An 18644-nucleotide genomic window follows, 5' to 3' on the forward strand; every position below is an offset into this window, starting at 1 on the left:
CCACCTGTCCTTTTCTCAACGCCTTACGAAGCTTCTACAAGGCAGCCGTCGACGACGGCATTAGCCGGATCGGCGATGGAGGTGCCTTCGTGCAGCATCGAACGACGGCCCTATCCCACTCGCCACAAGTGGAGAAAACGATATGACAAACACCGCCTGACATGCCAACTTAGTCAGACCTAACTATACTCGTCGTGCGGATCGGGTTTGCCGACGATTTCGGCGTCGATAACAATCGAATAACGTTGCCCCTGTTGGGCTTTCGCGGGGCTGGGCGCCCTGCCGATGTTGTGAGTGGTAGATCACATCTTTGGCCCATTCATCCACAAGATTTGCTGTGATGGACATGCAACTGGTGTACCCAGCGATGACTGCGAGCAACCAGTTTGCGAAAAGCCTTCTCAGATTCTTAGAGAATGGCCGCCACACTGGCCTCCGGCCGCAAATCCAGGCGCCGCAGCAGTTGAGCGTTGAGCGCCACCACCACGGTCGAGATCGACATCAAGATCGCCCCTACCGACATCGGCATGACGAACCCGATCGGGGCCAGCACCCCGGCGGCAAGAGGCACCGAGATCAAGTTGTATCCCGCTGCCCACCAAAGGTTTTGCTGCATCTTGCGATACGAAGCCTTGGACAGCTGGATCACCGAAAGCACCGAGCGCGGGTCGGAGCTGGCCAGGATCACGCCTGCCGACGCGATCGCCACATCGGTGCCCGCGCCGATGGCGATGCCGACGTCCGCTTGGGCCAGCGCGGGTGCGTCGTTGACGCCGTCGCCGACCATCGCGACCGACAGCCCCTCGTCCTGCAGCCGTGCCACCTTGGCGGCCTTGTCCTCGGGCCTTACACCTGCGAACACTCGGTCAATACCGAGCTGAGCGCCGACCGCGTCCGCCACCGCCTGCGCGTCCCCTGTGATCATCACCACCTCGATGCCGAGCCGGTGCAGTGCGTCGACCGCCTGCCGCGATTCCTCGCGGACCTCGTCGGCCAGTGCCAGCGCCCCGACGACGGCTCCGTCGACAAGCACATGCAGGATGATGGCGCCCTCGGCACGCCAGCGCGCCGCGTCCTGCAGCTCCGACTGGCCGGCCTCCTGGAGCATGCGCGGCCCGCCCACTCTGATCGTGTGGCCGTCGACTCGTGCCGTCACGCCGACGGCCGGCGACGAGGTGAAGTCCGACGATGCGGGCACCCTCAGCTCGCGGCGGCGCGCAGCCTCGACGATGGCCCTGGCGAGCGGGTGCTCGGAGTCGCCCTCTGCGGCCGCAGCAAGTGCCAGCACGTCGTCGATGCTGTGAGACCCCGCCGCGGCTATCGCGGTCACCGTCGGCTCGCCCTTGGTCAACGTTCCGGTCTTGTCGAACAGCACCGCGCGCACCGTGCGCATGCTTTCCAGCGCCAGCCGATCCTTGATCAGCACACCGCCGCGGGCGGCGCGTTCGGTCGCAATGGAGATCACCAGCGGGATGGCCAGGCCAAGCGCGTGCGGGCAGGCGATCACCAACACGGTGATGGTCCGGATCACCGCCTCGGAAGGCTGCCCGATGAGGCCCCACACCACCGCGGTCACGATCGCCGCCGAGAGAGCGAACCAGAACAGCCAGGCCGCCGCCCTGTCGGCCAGCCGCTGCGCCCGCGACGACGAGTTCTGCGCCTCGGTCACCAGTCGCTGGATGCCGGCCAGTGCAGTGTCGTCCCCGACGGCAGTCACCTTGACACGCAGGCCGGAATCGGTGGCCACGGTGCCCGCGACGACGGCGTCACCCACGCCGCGGCGCACTGGCCGGGATTCGCCGGTCACCATCGACTCGTCCATCTCGGCGGCACCGTCGACGATGACGCCGTCGGCGGGCACGCTGCCACCGGGCCGCACGATCACGACATCGTCGACCCGCAGATCGGCAGGAACCACGGTTTCTGTGCCTTCGTCCGTGACGCGCTCGGCCTCGTCGGGCAGCAGCGCGGCCAGGGAATCCAGCGCCGACGTGGTCTGGGCCAGCGACCGCATCTCGATCCAGTGGCCGAGCAGCATGATCACGATCAGCAGCGCCAGTTCCCACCAGAAGTCCAGGCTGTGCGGCAACACGCCGATGCTGGCGCCCCAGGACGAGACGAACGCGACCGTGATGGCCAAACCGATCAGCAGCATCATTCCCGGTGCGCGGGAACGGATTTCACTGACCGCGCCGGTCAGAAACGGCCGGCCACCCCAGAAGTACATCACGGTGCCCAGCACGGGCGAGATCCAGGTCGAGCCAGGGAAATCCGGCACCGCGTAGCCGAGGATCATCGCGAACATGCCCGAGAGCGCGACCGTCGGGACGGCGAGCACGAGCATGGTCCAGAACAGCCTGCGGAACTGTGCGACGTGATCTCCGTGGCCCCCGTGGCCGTGCGCCGCATGACCATGCTCGGCATGTTCGGCGTGCATCTGGTGCTGCGTCTCGGTCATGATCATGACTATATACCCCCTAGGGGTATATAGGCCAGCCCGATGCACGTCACTGTGGACGGCGATGTCGCATCCGCTGAACACTCCACTGGGCCGCTTCGGCATCGTGACGGCCGAGGAGGGCCCGCAGCGCTGCATTGCCTCGATACCCGCGGGCGCGATGACCAACCCGCTGACCGGCCAACCGACCATCGCGGCGCTGGCGATGCTCGTAGACCACGTCGGCGGTTTGATCAACCATCACCGCAGGGGACCCGGCGAATGGACTCTCAGCAGCGAGTTGTCGCTCGAGGTCGCACCCGATGCGCTGGCACATATCGCCGCGGCACCCGAACTCCCGGTGACCGCGACCAGCCGACCGTGCGGCCGCAAAGGCCCCAACGCTCTCGGGTTGTGCGAATTCACCCATCGCGGCGCCGTCATCGCGACCGCCACGGTGCGCTCGTTCTACATCGCAGCGCCCGACCACCTCGCCGCGTTTCCCGACGGCCCGACGGGGCCGCTCCCGCCCGGTTCGCTTGCCGACCGGATGGCGGTGCGGGTCGCCGAGAGTGGCGGCGCGACGAAAGTCCTCGTGCAGGACTCCGATCCGGTGCTGAACAACAGCCTGGGCATCGTGCACGGCGGGGTGACGGCGATGGCGCTGGAACTGGTGGGCTCGGCGACTCTCAACGACGGCCGCGAGGATCAACCACTGCATACGGCGTCGCTGCGCGTGAACTTCTTGCGCCAATTTCGCGCTGGTCACGAATCCCGTTATGAAGCAAGAGCTTTAAGGGTCGGCCGCGGCAGCGGCGTCGCGGAGGCCCTTGCCGTCGACGCCTCCGGTAAGCCGGCGATCATCGCCCGCGTCACCGCCTATCTCGGATAACATCCGCGTCATGGCCGACCCCGACGATTCCATGCGGGGCGCCTTACACATCTGCGTCACGGCGATCGTCGCCGGCGTGCTCATCGGCTTCGTCGGCGGCGCGTTCCGCTGGTGTCTGAAGAGAGCCGATGAGCTGCGCATCGACGTAGTCGACTGGGCCCACAAACTGCCGGGCCCGGGTTGGCTGGTGCCGATGGCCGCCGCCGCGGCAGGCGCTGCCCTCGCCGCGCTGATCGTGCGGTGGGAGCCGTTGGCCGCGGGAAGCGGTATCCAGCATGTCGAGGCGGTGTTCCTGGGTGAGGCTCAGCCGCCGCTGATCCGACTGCTTCCCGCGAAGTTCGTCGGTGGCGTGCTGAGCATCGGGTCGGGACTCGTGCTGGGTCGCGAGGGTCCGACGGTGCATATGGGCGCGGCGATCGGAGCGGAGGCGGCGCGCCGCGCCCGGCTACCCGACAGCGAGGTCCGGATGATGCAGACGGCGCTGGGCGGCGCCGGACTGGCGGTGGCGTTCAACGCACCGATCGGCGGCACCCTTTTCACGCTCGAAGAAGTCACCAAATCGTTTCGGCTGAAAACCGTTCTGGCGACACTGTTTTCGGCTGCCTCGGCCGTCGCTTGCTCGCGGCTGATATTGGGAAACCACGCCGATTTCGACGTCGAGTCCATCGGTGATACCGCCCTCGCGTGGCTGCCCCTTTTCGTCGTCTTCGGGTTGCTCACCGGATGTCTCGGGGCCGTCTACAACTGGCTGGTGCTGTGGTTCCTCGATCACGTCGGCGCCATCGGCCGGATACCGACCCTGGCGAAGGCAGCGATCATCGGCGCCGTCATCGGGCTCGCGATGTTCGCCTACCCGTTCGCGGGCGGTGGCGGCGAGGACCTGACCCAGCGCATCCTCGGCGGACAACACCTGGTCCTCTCCGCGGTCATCGCGATCCTTGCGGTGCGGTTCGTCGCTGGTCCGCTGTCCTACTCGGCCGCGGTCCCCGGCGGTCTGTTCGCGCCACTGCTTGCGGTTGGCGCGCTGTGGGGGCTGTTGTTCGTCGGCGGGTTCGACGCGGTATGGCCCGGTGACGCAACGCAGTTGGCGGTGCCGATGGCGCTGGTCGGGATGGCGGCGTTCTTCGGGGCCACCGTGCGCGCACCCGTGACGGGCATGGTCGTCGTGACGGAGATGACGGCGACCACCGAGGTGCTCGTGCCGATGATGGCGGCGACCGCGGCGGCGGTGTTCGTCGCGTACCTCGTTGGCTCGCCACCGATTTACGAGAGCCTGCGCGAGCGGATGCCCGACGCGACGCCCGACCGAGATCAGAGTTGACGCACGGTTCTAGTCATTTCGCGTGCAACAACTCTGATCTGGGCGGAAGCTTTCGGCCATGCCAACTGCACACGCCACCTCACTGATCGACGGCGAGATCGTCGAGGAGAACGACCTCGGCTCGATCAGGCGGGTGACCGCTGACACGCTGCCGATCTTGTCGGGCCTCTCCATCAAGCGGATCGTCATCAACCCCGGGGCAATGCGAACCCCGCACTGGCACGCCGATTGCAACGAGCTCACCTACTGCGTGTCCGGCACGTCGTTCGTCTCGGTGCTCGACACCTACAGCAGGTTCTCCAGCTTCACGGTCAGCGCAGGCGACATGTTCCACATCGACTCGGGCTCGCTGCACCACATCGAAAACATCGGGCAGGAACCAGCCGAGTTCATCCTCGCCTTCCGCAGCGAGCGCCCCGAAGACTTCGGTCTGGCAGCGGCTTTCGGCGCGATGACCGACGCTGTGCTCGGCAACACCTACGACCTGCCCGCCGCCGACTTCGCCAAGGTGCGTCGGGACACCACCGACCGCAAGTTGGCGGCACGCACCGGCGATCCGGTGGTTCCGGCGACCGCAGCGTTCGACGACCCACACAAGTTCGCGGTTGAGGCGCAGAGCCCGCCGATCGGCATCGCTGTCGGCTCCGCGCGGCTGGCCCGCCTGCAGTTCTGGCCGGCGCTGAAGGACCTGTCGATGTACTCGCTGCGCATCCGTTCCGACGGCATGCGTGAACCCCACTGGCATCCGATCACCGCCGAGATGGGTTATGTGCACAAGGGTTCGGCGCGGATGACGGTGATGGATCCCGATGGGACGCTTGACACTTGGCGCCTGAAGGAGGGCGATGTGTACTTCATTCCGCGCGCCTACCCGCACCACATCGAGGTCGTCGATGCGCCCGATATGCACTTCGCGATCTTCTTCGACCAGCCCACACCTGGCGACATCGGCTATCGCGCGTCGGCGAGTGCATACTCCCGCGAGGTGCTTGCCGCGACGTTCAACATGCACATCGACGACCTGCCGAACTTCCCGTTCACCAAGACCGATCCGCTCATCGTCACACGCAACAATCCCGTCGACGAATACGCAGTCGGAGAACGCCAATTACTTGACGGGTGACTTCTTCTTCGCCTTGGTTGCAGCGGCCCGCTCGGTCCGTGCGCCCTCGTTGGCCAACTGACCGCCGGAGTTTTCCAGATGCGCACGCACGAACCACTGGAACTTCTCCAACTCGCCTGCGTGGCTGATGATCATGTCCTGGGAAACCAGGTCGAGATCTTCCAGCGTCTCGATGCACTTGCGGGTGTCCTCGATCACGCCGGTGTACACCAGGTCGAGCGCTGCGAGATGCGCCTGCACCGTGTCACGCTCGACGGAGTAGTCGTCCCAGGTACGGTCCTTGATGATCGCGCCGGGGGTGCCCTGCGGCGACTTACCAAGTGCCGCAATGCGTTCGGCGACTTCGTCGGCGTAACCACGGACCAGATCGACCTGGGGATCGATCATTTCGTGTACGCCGATGAAGTTGGGGCCGACAACGTTCCAGTGCACGTGCTTGAGCGTGAGGTGCAGGTCGTTGTACGTGCTGAGCTGCTTCTGCAGCAAGTCGGCGACCTTGTTGCCGTCTTTCTCGGACATGCCGGGGATGGTGAACTCAGTCATGCGCGACGGGTACCCGGACCCGCGCGGCGGTAATCGTGGCTAGAGCGCGCGCAGCTTCGGTATCGCTTGCCGCGCCGCCCGCCGCGGGGCGTGTGCAGGGCCGGTGACCTCGAGCAGCCGGACGGCCCGATGGCGATGCGGCCGCAGCGGCTCGAGCAGTTTCTCCATCGCCGGATCGTCGATCGGATGGCCGAGCAGCCGCCAGCCGACCATCGAGGCGAGATGGTAGTCACCGACACTCAGCGCGTCGGCGTCGCCGAATGCCCGCTGAGCCGTCTCCGCCGCCGTCCATATGCCGACGCCGGGCAGCGACATCAGCGCTGTTCGGGCGTCCTCGGGCGCACGGGTACAGAGCCGCTCCAGCGAATCCGCCCGCTGCGCACAACCGACGATGGTGCGGGCCCGGCCCGGGTCGACGTTGGCGCGGTGGAACTCCCACGACGGGACGCGCCGCCATACCTCGCCTGGCGGCGGTACCCGCATGTGGGCCGGCGCGGGCCCCGGCGCAGGCGAGCCGAACTTGGTGACCAGCGCGCGCCACGCACGACGCGCATCCATGCCGTACACCCGCTGCTCGAGGATGGCGGGAACCAACGCCTCGAGCACCCGGCCCGTCCGGCCGAGTCGCAGGTGCGGCACCGACCGGTGTGCGGCAGCGATCGTCGGCTCAGTCGGCGCGAACCCCGACGCATCGTCGTCGGCGCCGAGCAGCGCTGGCAGCGATTCGACGAATTCGGTTGCGCCCGTTCCCCATACCTCACATTCGACGGTGTCGGGCGCCGACTTCGTGAGGCGCGCGGTGACCGGCCCGCTGCCCATCAGCGTGGTTCGCCAGATCGCCCCGTCGGCAGCGTCGTGATAGCAGGGATCGCCGCGACCGCGACGCAACGGCGCGAGCGTCAGGCCCGGGCTGGCCGGCCCGTCGAAGCTGACCGACGTGTGCACCCGTTCAGGCTATGTGACGGTGATGTCGGCCTTGTCCGGGTAGAACGCGACATGTCCCGCGATCTGCGCGACCGCCGGATACGGCTGCTGGTAGGTCCAGATCACGTCGTCGACGGTCGCGCCCGCCTCGGTGACGACGTGGTAGTAGCTGGCGTCGCCCTTGAACGGGCAGTACGTCTCGGTGTCGCTGGCCTTCAGTCGCGCGGCCACCACGTCGTGCAGCGGGATGTACTGCACGGCGGGATAGGTGGATTCCTGCAACGTCAGCGCGTCGTCGGTTTCGGCGACCAGGTCGCCGTTCACGCGCACGGTCACGTGCTTGCCCGTCGGTTCGACGGTGATCGGATGCGCTTCGGTGGGCTCGAGTACAGGTCGGTCGGTCATAACTGAGCCAACGTCGGCACAACGGCCGCTGTTCCGCAAAGCCGTCGCTACGATCGCCCCATGACTGATCAAGGTGCCGCCTGCGCACAGGCCGAGGTGACCATCAGCGCCGACCCCGAGCGGGTGTATCACCTGATCACCGATCTCTCCACGCTTGCCGCATGCGCCGAAGAGGCCGCAGCGATGAAATGGCTGAAGGGCGACTCGGCGCGGCCCGGTGCGGTGTTCAAGGGGACGAACCGCAACGGAATCCGGCGGTGGAGCACCAAGTGCACCGTCACCGACGCCGAACCCGGTCGGGCGTTCGCCTTCGACGTCGGCTATTTCGGGATCCCCGTCGCGCACTGGCGCTACGACATAACTGCCGCAGGCGACGGCTGTCGACTGACCGAACGCATGTGGGACCGCCGGCCCGGCTGGTTCGTGAAGCCCGGCGGCCTGGCCACCGGGGTGATGGACCGCCCCTCGGCCAACACCGAGCACATCAGGCTGACGTTGCAGCGGCTGAAGGAGAAGGCCGAAAGCTAGTGCGGGCGGCCTGCGATCTTGTCGGCGATGACCGCGATCGGTGACGTCGTCTGTCGCCCCCGCGCCTCGTGCCAGTCGGCGGCCTTGTAGGCGAGGTACATGCCGCGTACTCCGATCCAGCGCAGCGGCTCGGGTTCCCAGTTGCGTGACCGATGGCCGACCCACGGCAGCTCGGTGAGCGGGCTGCGCTGATCGCACACCAGGTCTGCCAGGGTGCGGCCGGCGAGGTTGGTCGCGGTGACGCCATGGCCGACGTAGCCGCCCGCCCAGCCGAGACCCGTCGACTTGTCGAGCACGATCCCGGCCTCCCAGTCACGCGGCACCGCAAGTACACCGCACCAGCCGTGCGCGATCGGGACGTCGCGAACCTGCGGCAGGATCGCGTGCAGTGTCGCGGTCAGGTGCTCGATGGTGCGCTGGGGCACCGCGCCGTCGACGTCGGTGCGAGACGCGTATCGATACGGCACGCTGCGACCGCCGATCGCGATCCTGTTGTCGACGGTGCGCTGGGCGTAGAAGAACCCGTGCGCGGTGTCGCCGACGGTTTCGCGGCCGTCCCAGCCGATCGATGCCCACACGCTCTCGGGAATCGGATCGGTGGCGATCATCGAGCTGTTCATCGGAAGCCAGCGGCGACGCAGTCCCCGCATCCGCGCGGTGAAGCCCTCCGTGGCGCGCAGCACGATCGGCGCGCTGACGGTGCCGAGGGGCGTGACTGCGCGGCCGGACGCGATCTCGGTGACCGGCGACTTCTCGTAGATGTCGACGCCTAGCCGGGCGACGGTATCGGCCAGACCGCGCGCCAGTTGCGCAGGCTGGATCCGCGCACAGTGTGGTGTGTAGTAGGCCGAAACCACACCGTCGAACTGAATGCGTTGGGCGGCTTCGGCTTTGGTCAACGGCGCGATGCCGTCGACCTTCCAGTTGAGTTCCTCGTCGATCTCGGCGGCCAGTCGGACTGCCTGCGCAGCATTGCGGGCGATCTGCATGGTGCCGCCCTTGACGATGCCCGCGTCGATCCCCTCGGCCGTCGTGACGTCGATGACTTCGTCGATGGCCTCGTTGAGCGCCTGCTGCCACGCCAGCACGCGCTCGCGCCCGTGCTGCTGGGCCATCCGGTTGCGGTCGCCGGGAACCAGGCCGGAGAGCCAGCCACCGTTACGACCCGACGCGCCGAAGCCGGCGAAGCGGGCCTCGAGGACGACGATGCGCAGCGAGGGATCGGCCCGCTTCAGGTAATACGCCGTCCACAACCCGGTGTATCCGGCGCCGACGATGCACACATCGGCGTCGCGGTGTCCTGGCAGCGGTGGCCGCGATGAGGGGTAGTCGGTGAACCAATTCGAGACGCGACCGTTGACCGGACCTGCTGTGGACACCGTCCGATTCTGGCAGGCACGCGGACTTGTCGGACCGCGGGTGCAAGCTGTGCTCCAACGACGACTACGAGAGGCGCGGCATGTGCTGGTTGTGCGATCACCCCGAAGCGACGCGCGACGACTACTACGACTTGTTGCAGGGAAGGATCCGCAAGGACGGCTGGACGGTGCAGTACGTCGAAAGTGACCGCAGGCCATACGCTTACACGGTCGGACTGCACGACTGGGACGTGCCCGAGCTACTGATTACCGGGGTATCCCGACAGCGCGCACTGCGGCTGCTGAACACAGCGGCCCGCAAGCTCGTCAGCGGTGAGGTGATGACTCCCGGACAGCAGGTCTCGCTGCCTGAGGGACCGCTGATCGAGGTCGTCGAGGTGGACCATCCGGATGCCCACATGGGCTGGGCGGTGGCGTTCGGGGGACCGGAGATCAACGCACTGCAATTGGTATGGGCCGACGGCCGAGGGCGCTGGCCCTGGTCGGCGGAGTTCGCCGACGGACGCGCGACGCAACCGGTGCTGGGTTGTCGGACCCCGAGCGCAAGCTGGCCGTAACTACGACAGGAAGGTGCGGTCATGTGCTGGCAATGCGACAACCCCAACGGCACCACCGAGGAGTACCTCGACGAACTCCGCGCGTCGGTCCGGTTGCACGGTTGGGTGGTGCAGGGTGTCGAAGACGACCGGCTGCCGTTCGCCTACACGATCGGGCTGCACGACCGCGGGCTGCCCGAACTGCTGGTGACCGGGCTGCCGCAGGACAGCGCGGCGGGTCTGCTGAACGATGTTGCGGCGGCCGCGGTGGGCGGTCGCGTTTTCCAACCCGGCGCGCACATCGCGGTGGGCGATGGCCCGCTGCTGGAGATCGTCGAGGTGGACAACCCCGACGCGCACCTGAATTTTGCTGTGGCACTGGGCGGTCCGGATATCCGGGCGTTGCAGCTGGTCTGGTGCGACGACCGCGGCCGCTGGCCGTGGGCTGCCGGGTGGGGACCCGGCCAGCTTCGGCAACCGGTACTGGGAAAACGCGCGCTCAGAAGGCGTAGCGGTGGTACTGGGCCATGAAGCGAAGGGCGGGAACGATTTTCATCGTCTTGAGCGTCCACCGGTAATACCAGGACACGTGCTCGAATGCATCCGATTCCAGGGCCGATACCCATGACAACAGTCGTACCCCGGGCACCGCCTCGGTGATGTCATCGGGCCCGTCGATGCCCCAGTGCAGCGTCGCTCCAGAGCGCCGTACCACGGTGTTCGTCCACTGCGACTTGATGCCAAGGCGGTTGAACGCATCGAACTGTAGTTCGCCGGACGGCGCGTGGTCCACGACACGACGCAGCAGTGCGACGCCGTCCTGTTCGGTCAGGTACATGGTCAGGCCCTCGCCGATCATCAAAGTCGGCCGGTCGCAAGGAATCTCCGCGAACCAGGCCGGGTCGGTGACCGAGGCCGCGATCACGTGGTAGTGGTCGTGGCTCGGGTAGAGCTGCCGGCGCAGGTGGGCGACGTCGGGATAGTCGATGTCGTACCACTCGACACCGGGTCCTGGTGCCAGCCGGAAGAAGCGGGCGTCAAGGCCGCAGCCGAGGTGCAGCACAACGGCTTCGGGGTGCACCGCGAGGAACTGTCGTGCCCAAAGGTCGAAGTGTGCGCTGCGGGTGGTCACCGCGGGCGAGTTCCTCGCCGTGATCGACGTCTTCTTCCAGTCGTAGTCGATGCGGTCGACGATCTCCTTCGCGAACCGGTCGCCGAGGATCGGATGCTCGAGGTCGGCGTCCACCGCCTTGGCGTAGAAGGTCGCCAGCATCGTTTGCGGTGCACCGGAAAGGTCGACGCGCAGTTTCTCCGTCACGTCATCGACGTTAGTGGGGCGCCAAGGCCGAAGGCCAGCGACTAAACGGCTCTCGGCGCGCCGTTCAGCTGGTGGTCTTGCTCTTGCGTTTGGCGTTGCGCAGACCGACCCAGAACCGGGCGGCTTCGCGAATCGATTCCTCGACCGGCCTTGGCTGCCAACCCAATTCGCGAACCGCCTTGCCGTGGTCGACAGGCGCTTCTGCGCGCATGAGACGCAGCGAGCCCATCGACAGCTGCTCGTCGGTACCCCGCAGCTTCGCCTTGATGCTGCCCGCGCCCGCCAACGCGTACGACACGGGCAGCGGAATCGACTTGGTGGGAGCCGGAACTCCGGCCGCCTCCGCGGCGATGCGCACCACCTCGGCGTTGCTGATCATCTTCTCCGAGATGAGGTACCGCTCCCCGACTCGGCCGCGCTCGGCGGCGAGAATCATTGCGCGCGCGGCGTCGTCGACTCCGACAGCCTCCAGTTCGATGCCGCTCATCACGAACGGCAGCTTGCCGAACGCCGCGCCGGCGATGATCGCGCCGTGGGGTGTGCGGCCCCAGTCGCCGCTGCCGTAGGTCGTCGACACACACATCGCAACCGCCGGCAGACCATGCTCTTTGGCATGGGCCAGCACGAGGTTCTCGGCCTGCACCCGCGACCGTACGTACGGTGTCAGCCCGCGATCGTCGCCGATGATGTCGTCTTCGGTCGCGACGTGCCCGCGCCGCCGGCCGACGGTCACATAGCTGCTCGTGAAGATGAACTTCCGCAGCCCCGCGTCCTTCGCGACGACCAGCACGTTGCGCGTGCCCTCGACGTTGGTGTGGAACAGCGGCGCGGGATCACGCAGCCAACCGCGGGTGTCGACCACGCAGTAGTACACGTCGTCCACGCCGGCCATCGCCTCACGCAGCGTGTCGTTGTCCCAGATGTCGCCGTGGTAGCGCGTGACGGACAGGTCGTCGATGCCGATCGTCATGGCGTTCGGCCGCACCATCACCCGCACGTCGTGGCCGTCGGCAACGAGCTGCCTCGTGACATGCGAGCCGAGAAATCCGTTGGCTCCGATGACCAGTTTCGCGCTCACTTCGCGTCTCCGAACTGCCGCATCCAGGCGGCGGCCTCGTCGGGCAGCGTGCCCAGTTCCTGTGCCTTGCGGCACCACTTTCGCGTCGCGGCGACGAACCGCAGCGGGTTGTAGATGTCCTCCTGGCGGCACCACAGGCCGTCGCCGGCGTAGGTGATGATCGAGATGTTGGTAGCGCTGATGATCGTGCCGTCACCGGGGTCGCGCATCGGGTTGTCGAGCTCGCAGATGATCCGGCCCGTCGACTCGTCGATCACCGACCACAGCGACGGAAACGACGTCATGTAGCTGCCGGGGAAGCTTTCCATCGTCGCCCAGATCCACGGCCGCACCTCGTCGCGGCCGTGCATGGTGCCTGCCGCGTGTTCGACGTAGGTGACGTCGGGTGAGTACTGGTCAACCCATGGATCCCAGTCGCGGGTCCGAGCGGCGCGGTCCACCGTCGCTTCAAATCTCTCGAACGCCTCGGCCAGTTCGTCGCGAGTGAACGTCTTGCTCGTCACCTGAAGAACTAGAACACGTTCTACCTGTATTTGTCGAGCACCTCGTCGTATCGTCAGCGGGGTGAAGGCCCTGCTCGGGCTGATCTTCGCGCTCGTCGCCCTCGCCGGGTGCGTGGCAGAACCGCGCGACGCGAATTTCGCGGGACTTGTGGACATCGGAAACGGTCGAGCGCTGTTCCTGACCTGTCAGGGCGCCGGGTCGCCGACGGTGTTCATCATTCCTGGCAAGGGCAGCGACGCCGAAGCGTGGAGCACCGCTGCCCCGGCGATCGCCGGGACGACTCGGGTCTGTGCCTACGACAGGCCCAACACCCGACAGGACGGGCCGCTGCGGTCCACGCCCGTGCCGCAGCCGCACTCCGTTGAGCAGGCCGTCGCCGATGTCGTGAAACTGATTGCGGCGGCTCGACTTTCGACACCGATGGTGGTTGTCGCGCATTCCTACGGCGGACTCATCGCCGATCTGCTGGCCCGGACCCATCCCGAATTGGTCAGCGGTCTGGTGTTCGTGGACCCGATGTCGGAGTATCTGCCGCGACTGGGCCGGGCAGCTCAGGACGCCGAGTTCGATCAGGCTGCGCGCACACCGGCGCTCGATCCCGAGGGCGAGGGGTTCTTCGCCGACGATGCGTTCGCCGCGATCAAGGCCGCGCCCGCGCTGGCGTTACCGAGAGTGCCCGCCGTCGTGCTGAGCTCCGACGTCTTCCCGCCGCGCGCAACGGTCGGGCCTGACGACTTCACGAAGTTCCAGGTCCACCGCGCGAACAGCCTGTTGGCCGAGACGCTGTGGACCGACAACGTGATCGTCGGTGGCAGCGGGCACAACATGATGCTCTATCAGCCTGACGCGGTCGCCGCCAAGACCATCGCGGTCGTCGAGTTGGTGCGCTCGGGCGCTAGACGGCGCTGAGCACCTGCCGGTCGCCGAGCGGGCTGCTGAGAGGGACGACCAGCGTGCCGGTCACCGCCAGCATGATGCACATCCGGCCCGCGACCGTTGGCAGCGAACCGCCGGTCAGCGTGACGGTCACGGCGTCCGCTGTCTCCTGTGCGGTGGCATGCACGCCGTTGCAGGCGGGCGTCCCGCTGGTGAAATGCACCGCCACGGCCCGCTCATTGCCGACGCGACTCCACGACTCGACGGGCACCGGACGCGGATCGACGATCGACGAGTTGTCGGTGAACGCGACGCCATCGGCATCGGTCACTTCGGGTGGGGCGCTCGTCGCCGAAGCGGTGGGCGCACCCCAGCCGGCGAGGACTAGGGCGGCAAGGACCACCGCGGATGAACGCATCTATTAACGGTAGCGACAATCACGGGATTAACCGGCTGCGCCGCGCGGTTATAAAGGCACTATGTCGCACCAATACAACAACAATCCGGCCGCGGTCGACGCGCTCTCGCCGGAGCAGTACTACGTCACGCAGAAGAACGGCACCGAACGGCCCTTCACCGGCGAATATTGGGACAACCACGAGCCGGGCATCTACGTCGACGTGGTTTCGGGTGAGCCGCTGTTCGCCTCGGTCGACAAGTTCGACAGCGGCACCGGCTGGCCCAGCTTCACTCGGCCGCTCGATGCCGAGAACGTCGTCGAGAAGCGCGACTTCTCGCACCTGATGCTGCGCACCGAGGTCCGCTCCGCACACGGCGACAGCCATCTCGGCCACGTGTTCAACGACGGGCCGCGCGCCGAAGGCGGGCTGCGGTACTGCATCAACTCGGCGTCGCTGCGGTTCATCCACCTCGACGACCTCGAGGCGCAAGGATATGGGCAATACAAGTCTTTGTTCACAAAAGAGGAGACAGCGTGAGCGAGTACAAGAAGGCGATCCTGGCGGGCGGCTGCTTCTGGGGCATGCAGGACCTGATCCGCAAGCAGCCCGGCGTGGTGTCCACCCGCGTCGGCTACACCGGCGGGCAGAATGCCCACGCCACCTACCGCAACCACCCCGGCCACGCCGAGGCGATCGAGATCGTCTACGACCCGTCGCAGACCGACTTCCGCGACCTGCTCGAGTTCTTCTTCCAGATCCACGATCCGACCACGAAGGACCGGCAGGGCAACGACGTCGGCAGCAGCTACCGGTCGGCGATCTTCTACGTCGACGACGAGCAGAAGCGCGTCGCGCTCGACACCATCGCCGACGTCGACGCGTCCGGGCTGTGGCCGGGCAAGGTGGTCACCGAGGTGACGCCTGCGAGCGACTTCTGGGAAGCCGAACCCGAGCACCAGGACTACCTGGAGCGCTACCCCAGCGGCTACACGTGTCACTTCCCGCGCCCGGGCTGGAAGCTGCCGATGGGCCCACGCGCGCAGCGCAGGGGACGCGCCGAAGTTTAAGCAGCCCTGCGGCGCACGGTGATACGGCCGCCGTCCTTCGGTGTGAACGCGATGCCTCGGAAGTGAATCTTTTCTTCCGGGGCGTCGTCGGTTTCGATCACGAAGTGCTGCAGGATCGTTCGCAACACGACGTCCATCTCGACGTTGGCGAATGCCGCGCCGATGCAGCGCCGGGTGCCGCCGCCGAACGGGATCCACGCCGTCGGTGTTCTGGTGCCGATGAAGCGGTCGGGGTCGAAGCGCTCGGGGTCGGGGAACACGTCGGCATTGGCGTGCACGTTGGCGATCGCGATCATCACCGTGTAGCCGTGCGGAATTCGGAACTCGCCGAGATCGAAGTGCGGCGCCTGCACGTGCCGGCCCGAGAAGTCGATCACGGTCCGGTTGCGCTGCAATTCTTGAATGGTCGCCTGACGAAACTCGTTGCCGCCCTTGTCGTTTTCCTCCACCAGCCGGGCCAGCACCGCGGGGTGACGACGCAGCCGCTCGAACGCCCAGCCAAGCGTCGACGCGGTGGTCTCATGCCCGGCCCCGAGAAGCGTCAGCAGTTCATCGGAAACGTCCTGGCGCGACATCGGAGTGCCGTCCTCATACGTGCTGCGCAGCAACAGCGCGAGGATGTCGGTGCGCTCTTCGAGCCGCGGGTCGGCTTGGGCCTTGTCGATGAGCGCGAACACGGTGCGGTCGAAGTTGCTGCGGAACTCCGCGAGCTTGCCCCACGGACTGCGGCGCCCCGTGTTGAACGGCGGCTCCGGCAGCGTCGCCATCCGCGACCCCAACTCGGCCCACGGCGGAATGATCTCGCGTAGGAAGTCGAGCTCCGCGCCATCGGCGCCAAAAACGGTGCGCAGGATGACATTCAGTGTGATTCGGTTCATCGGCTCGAGCGTGCGGAACTCGACGCCTTCGGGCCACGACGCGGTCTCGCGCAGTGTCTCCTCTTCGATGACCTTCTCGTAGTTCTTGATGCTCTGGCCGTGGAACGGCGGGGCCAGCAGCTTGCGCCGGGCGCGGTGCTCCTTGCCGTCCAACGCGAAAACCGAACCGGGGCCGAAGATCCGGCTGAGGTTCGGTTGCACGTTGATCAGGTCGTCGGTGCTCGCGAGGAACACCTGTCGCGCGAGCGCAGGGTCGGAGACCACGACGCTGCGGCCGAAGAACGGAACGTTGATCGCGAACACGGAGCCGTAACGCTTGCCCGCATATCGCAGGAACCTGCGGCGGAACCCTGCCATCAGCACCATCTGGACCGGCTTGGGCAGGCGAATCGCGGGCGGCGTCTTGCCCGGAGTTGTCGGGGGCTTGGCTTCGACGGTCACTGCGGTGTCTGTCATCGGTGCATCACTCCCAGCCGTTTCCCTGGTACTTCGGTGTACCGTGGGTGTGTGTAGTACGGTACCGCTTGGTACCAGGCACGCGCAAGGGTTGCGGGGAGGCGAAATGACGACAGCGCTCGACACAGGCGCGTCCGTCGATGACCCTTTTCGCGACCGGTTGATCGACGGCCTCGCCGCCTCGATCGGTGAACGCGGCTATCGCGACTCCACCGTGGCCGACATCGTCCGGCATGCGCGCACGTCCAAGCGCACCTTTTACGAGCAGTTCGCCAGCAAGGAAGAGTGCCTGATCGAGCTGCTGCGCAGGAACAACGAGGACCTGATCGCCAACATCCAGACAGCCGTCGACCCCGAGGCGGACTGGCAGGACCAGATCCGCCAGGCGGCGGTGGCCTATGTCGACCACATCGGGTCGCGGCCGGCGATCACGCTGAGCTGGATCCGCGAGGCGCCGGCACTCGGCCAGGTGGCGCGGCCGCTGAACCGCCTCGCCATGGAGGCGCTGACCGACATGCTGGTCGACCTGACCGACAGCCCCGGTTTCCGGCGAGCCGACCTGACCCCGATCTCGCGCCCGCTGGCGCTGATTCTGCTGGGCGGCCTGCGGGAGTTGACCGCGCTGTTCGTCGAGGACGACCGCGACGTGCAGGGCATCGTCGAACACGCGATCGCGGCGGCCACCGCGATCCTCGGCCCCCGCTAACGCAGCATCAGCCGGGCGGACTTCTCCAACCGGTGCGCGATATCCGCGTACGACGCGTAGCCCATCCCCGCCCGCACCAGCGCGCCCGAGTACAGCATCTCCAGTGAGTCGATGATCTCCGGGTCGGTGTCGGATCCCAGCGCGGCGGTCAACCGGTCGCGAATGTCGCGGCCGATGCGCAGCCGAAGCACCTCGACGTCAGGGTCCTTCCCTAGCAGCGAATTCGTTACCGCACAAGCGAATTCGGGTTCATCAGCGACCAGCAGCGAGATGTGGCGCAGCACGTCGACCACCCGGGTGGCCGCGTCGGCCGAGTCGTGCGCCGCCGGTGGCGCGCCCGCGAGTCGACGCCAGAACACCTCGGCGACGAGGTGCTCCTTCGACGAGAAATACGTGTAAGCGGTGGCCGCTCCGACCCCGGCTTCAGCGGCTACCCGTCGCACGGTCAGGCCGGAGAATCCTTCTCGACTCAAGAGGTCCACGGCGGCGCGGCCGAGGCGATCGACGGTGTCGGCCTGTTTGGCGGTCAGGCGACGACGAGTCGACTCCAAGACCGGATCGGACACGTGTCCGGACGCTACTACAAGTGCCATTCACCAGCAACGGTAAGGTGGCCGCCAATGAGCAGCACAGACGAACTCTTCACCCTTGCCGAACAGGTCATCGGCTTCATGCCGGCCGAAGAGGGGCGCACGCTTTACGACATGGCGGTCAGATACCTGGGTGACGGCGTCGGCGTCGAAATCGGCACGTACTGCGGTAAATCGACGGTCCTGCTCGGCGCCGCCGCACAGCAGACCGGCGGGGTGATCTACACCGTCGACCATCACCACGGCTCGGAGGAACATCAGCCGGGCTGGGAGTATCACGATGCGTCGATGGTGGACGACGTGACCGGGCTGTTCGACACCCTTCCCACGCTGCGGCACACGCTCGACGCGGCGGGACTCGACGACCACGTGGTGGCGATCGTGGGCAAGTCCCCGATCGTCGCGCGCGGCTGGCGAATGCCGTTGCGGCTGTTGTTCATTGACGGAGGGCACACCGAAGAGGCCGCGCAGCGCGACTTCGACGGGTGGGCGCGATGGGTCGACATCGGCGGTGCGCTGATCATCCACGACGTGTTCCCCGACCCGAACGACGGCGGCCAGGCGCCGTTCCACATCTACCAGCGGGCACTGGCCACCGGCGACTTCCGCGAAGTGTTGGCGACAGGTTCGATGCGCGTGCTCGAGCGGACGTCAGGAACGCCGGGCCAGGACCTGTAGCGAG

22 protein-coding genes are annotated in these 18644 nt (G+C 66.8%); 11 read left to right on the plus strand and 11 right to left on the minus strand.

The window, feature by feature from the left end; all coding sequences use genetic code 11:
• Positions 1–409: 409 nt before the first annotated feature.
• Positions 410–2458 (minus strand): heavy metal translocating P-type ATPase, encoded by a 2049-nt coding sequence (locus tag J3E61_RS08150; protein ID WP_210083217.1) that lies wholly within the window; start codon positions 2456–2458, stop codon positions 410–412.
• A gap of 64 nt (positions 2459–2522) precedes the next feature.
• Here J3E61_RS08150 and J3E61_RS08155 point away from each other — a divergent pair, with 64 nt between their 5' ends.
• From J3E61_RS08155 to J3E61_RS08165, 3 genes are read left to right on the plus strand one after another with little or no spacing between them, the layout of a single operon-like run.
• Complete coding sequence (locus J3E61_RS08155) at positions 2523–3329, plus strand: PaaI family thioesterase (protein ID WP_210083218.1); 807 nt, start codon at positions 2523–2525, stop codon at positions 3327–3329.
• Between the two features lie 10 nt (positions 3330–3339).
• Positions 3340–4650: a ClC family H(+)/Cl(-) exchange transporter gene (locus J3E61_RS08160; RefSeq protein ID WP_210083219.1), complete on the plus strand. Its 1311-nt coding sequence runs from the start codon at positions 3340–3342 to the stop codon at positions 4648–4650.
• Between the two features lie 58 nt (positions 4651–4708).
• The gene (locus tag J3E61_RS08165) at positions 4709–5773 is read left to right on the plus strand and encodes a cupin domain-containing protein (protein ID WP_210083220.1); all 1065 of its coding nucleotides are present in this window, start codon (positions 4709–4711) and stop codon (positions 5771–5773) included.
• Here J3E61_RS08165 and J3E61_RS08170 read toward each other — a convergent pair.
• Genes J3E61_RS08170 through J3E61_RS08180 form a run of 3 tightly spaced genes read right to left on the minus strand, consistent with a single transcriptional unit; the run spans position 5759 to position 7645 of the window.
• Positions 5759–6316 carry a DNA starvation/stationary phase protection protein gene (locus J3E61_RS08170; RefSeq protein WP_192724725.1) on the minus strand — a complete coding sequence of 186 codons (558 nt, stop codon included), beginning with the start codon at positions 6314–6316 and terminating at the stop codon, positions 5759–5761. The genes J3E61_RS08165 and J3E61_RS08170 overlap by 15 nt on opposite strands.
• A 39-nt stretch (positions 6317–6355) precedes the next feature.
• The gene (locus tag J3E61_RS08175) at positions 6356–7261 is read right to left on the minus strand and encodes a DNA-3-methyladenine glycosylase 2 family protein (protein WP_192724726.1); all 906 of its coding nucleotides are present in this window, start codon (positions 7259–7261) and stop codon (positions 6356–6358) included.
• Between the two features lie 9 nt (positions 7262–7270).
• Positions 7271–7645, minus strand: a complete 375-nt coding sequence (locus J3E61_RS08180) for a DUF427 domain-containing protein (protein ID WP_192724727.1) — start codon at positions 7643–7645, stop codon at positions 7271–7273.
• Between the two features lie 60 nt (positions 7646–7705).
• Between J3E61_RS08180 and J3E61_RS08185 the strand changes: the two genes are divergently transcribed.
• Positions 7706–8173 carry an SRPBCC family protein gene (locus J3E61_RS08185; RefSeq protein WP_192724728.1) on the plus strand — a complete coding sequence of 156 codons (468 nt, stop codon included), beginning with the start codon at positions 7706–7708 and terminating at the stop codon, positions 8171–8173.
• On the opposite strand, the gene J3E61_RS08190 is transcribed toward J3E61_RS08185, so the two are convergent.
• Positions 8170–9552 carry an FAD-dependent oxidoreductase gene (locus tag J3E61_RS08190; RefSeq protein WP_210083221.1) on the minus strand — a complete coding sequence of 461 codons (1383 nt, stop codon included), beginning with the start codon at positions 9550–9552 and terminating at the stop codon, positions 8170–8172. The genes J3E61_RS08185 and J3E61_RS08190 overlap by 4 nt on opposite strands.
• Before the next feature lie 80 nt (positions 9553–9632).
• Between J3E61_RS08190 and J3E61_RS08195 the strand changes: the two genes are divergently transcribed.
• Together J3E61_RS08195 and J3E61_RS08200 are read left to right on the plus strand one after the other, a co-directional pair.
• Positions 9633–10109: a DUF4262 domain-containing protein gene (locus J3E61_RS08195; RefSeq protein ID WP_210085477.1), complete on the plus strand. Its 477-nt coding sequence runs from the start codon at positions 9633–9635 to the stop codon at positions 10107–10109.
• A gap of 21 nt (positions 10110–10130) precedes the next feature.
• Complete coding sequence (locus J3E61_RS08200; RefSeq protein ID WP_210083222.1) at positions 10131–10619, plus strand: DUF4262 domain-containing protein; 489 nt, start codon at positions 10131–10133, stop codon at positions 10617–10619.
• Here the strand turns inward: J3E61_RS08200 and J3E61_RS08205 are convergent.
• From J3E61_RS08205 to J3E61_RS08215, 3 genes are all read right to left on the minus strand, one after another.
• The gene (locus J3E61_RS08205) at positions 10588–11406 is read right to left on the minus strand and encodes a class I SAM-dependent methyltransferase (protein WP_210083223.1); all 819 of its coding nucleotides are present in this window, start codon (positions 11404–11406) and stop codon (positions 10588–10590) included. The genes J3E61_RS08200 and J3E61_RS08205 overlap by 32 nt on opposite strands.
• 64 nt (positions 11407–11470) lie before the next feature.
• The gene (locus J3E61_RS08210; RefSeq protein WP_210083224.1) at positions 11471–12484 is read right to left on the minus strand and encodes an NAD-dependent epimerase/dehydratase family protein; all 1014 of its coding nucleotides are present in this window, start codon (positions 12482–12484) and stop codon (positions 11471–11473) included.
• Positions 12481–12987: a nuclear transport factor 2 family protein gene (locus J3E61_RS08215; RefSeq protein ID WP_210083225.1), complete on the minus strand. Its 507-nt coding sequence runs from the start codon at positions 12985–12987 to the stop codon at positions 12481–12483. Before J3E61_RS08215 ends, J3E61_RS08210 begins: the two co-directional genes overlap by 4 nt.
• A 61-nt stretch (positions 12988–13048) precedes the next feature.
• Here J3E61_RS08215 and J3E61_RS08220 point away from each other — a divergent pair, with 61 nt between their 5' ends.
• A complete protein-coding gene (locus J3E61_RS08220) occupies positions 13049–13897 on the plus strand; it encodes an alpha/beta hydrolase (protein WP_210083226.1) in 849 nt (282 codons plus the stop codon).
• Here J3E61_RS08220 and J3E61_RS08225 read toward each other — a convergent pair.
• The gene (locus J3E61_RS08225) at positions 13884–14282 is read right to left on the minus strand and encodes a hypothetical protein (protein ID WP_210083227.1); all 399 of its coding nucleotides are present in this window, start codon (positions 14280–14282) and stop codon (positions 13884–13886) included. The genes J3E61_RS08220 and J3E61_RS08225 overlap by 14 nt on opposite strands.
• 61 nt (positions 14283–14343) lie before the next feature.
• Here J3E61_RS08225 and msrB point away from each other — a divergent pair, with 61 nt between their 5' ends.
• Together msrB and msrA are read left to right on the plus strand one after the other, a co-directional pair.
• A complete protein-coding gene (gene msrB / locus J3E61_RS08230; RefSeq protein ID WP_192724736.1) occupies positions 14344–14802 on the plus strand; it encodes a peptide-methionine (R)-S-oxide reductase MsrB in 459 nt (152 codons plus the stop codon).
• On the plus strand, positions 14799–15332 hold the full coding sequence (msrA, locus tag J3E61_RS08235; protein ID WP_210083228.1) for a peptide-methionine (S)-S-oxide reductase MsrA: 534 nt from the start codon (positions 14799–14801) through the stop codon (positions 15330–15332). Before msrB ends, msrA begins: the two co-directional genes overlap by 4 nt.
• On the opposite strand, the gene J3E61_RS08240 is transcribed toward msrA, so the two are convergent.
• A complete protein-coding gene (locus tag J3E61_RS08240) occupies positions 15329–16666 on the minus strand; it encodes a cytochrome P450 (protein ID WP_210083229.1) in 1338 nt (445 codons plus the stop codon). The two genes, msrA and J3E61_RS08240, sit on opposite strands and share 4 nt — an antisense overlap.
• Positions 16667–16772: 106 nt before the next feature.
• Here J3E61_RS08240 and J3E61_RS08245 point away from each other — a divergent pair, with 106 nt between their 5' ends.
• A complete protein-coding gene (locus tag J3E61_RS08245; RefSeq protein ID WP_210083230.1) occupies positions 16773–17372 on the plus strand; it encodes a TetR/AcrR family transcriptional regulator in 600 nt (199 codons plus the stop codon).
• Here the strand turns inward: J3E61_RS08245 and J3E61_RS08250 are convergent.
• Complete coding sequence (locus J3E61_RS08250) at positions 17369–17938, minus strand: TetR family transcriptional regulator (RefSeq protein ID WP_192724740.1); 570 nt, start codon at positions 17936–17938, stop codon at positions 17369–17371. The genes J3E61_RS08245 and J3E61_RS08250 overlap by 4 nt on opposite strands.
• Before the next feature lie 54 nt (positions 17939–17992).
• Between J3E61_RS08250 and J3E61_RS08255 the strand changes: the two genes are divergently transcribed.
• On the plus strand, positions 17993–18640 hold the full coding sequence (locus J3E61_RS08255) for a class I SAM-dependent methyltransferase (RefSeq protein ID WP_210083231.1): 648 nt from the start codon (positions 17993–17995) through the stop codon (positions 18638–18640).
• Positions 18641–18644 lie beyond the last annotated feature (4 nt).

It is taken from the genome of Mycobacterium sp. OAE908, from assembly GCF_017872775.1.
Taxonomy (GTDB): Bacteria; Actinomycetota; Actinomycetes; order Mycobacteriales; family Mycobacteriaceae; genus Mycobacterium.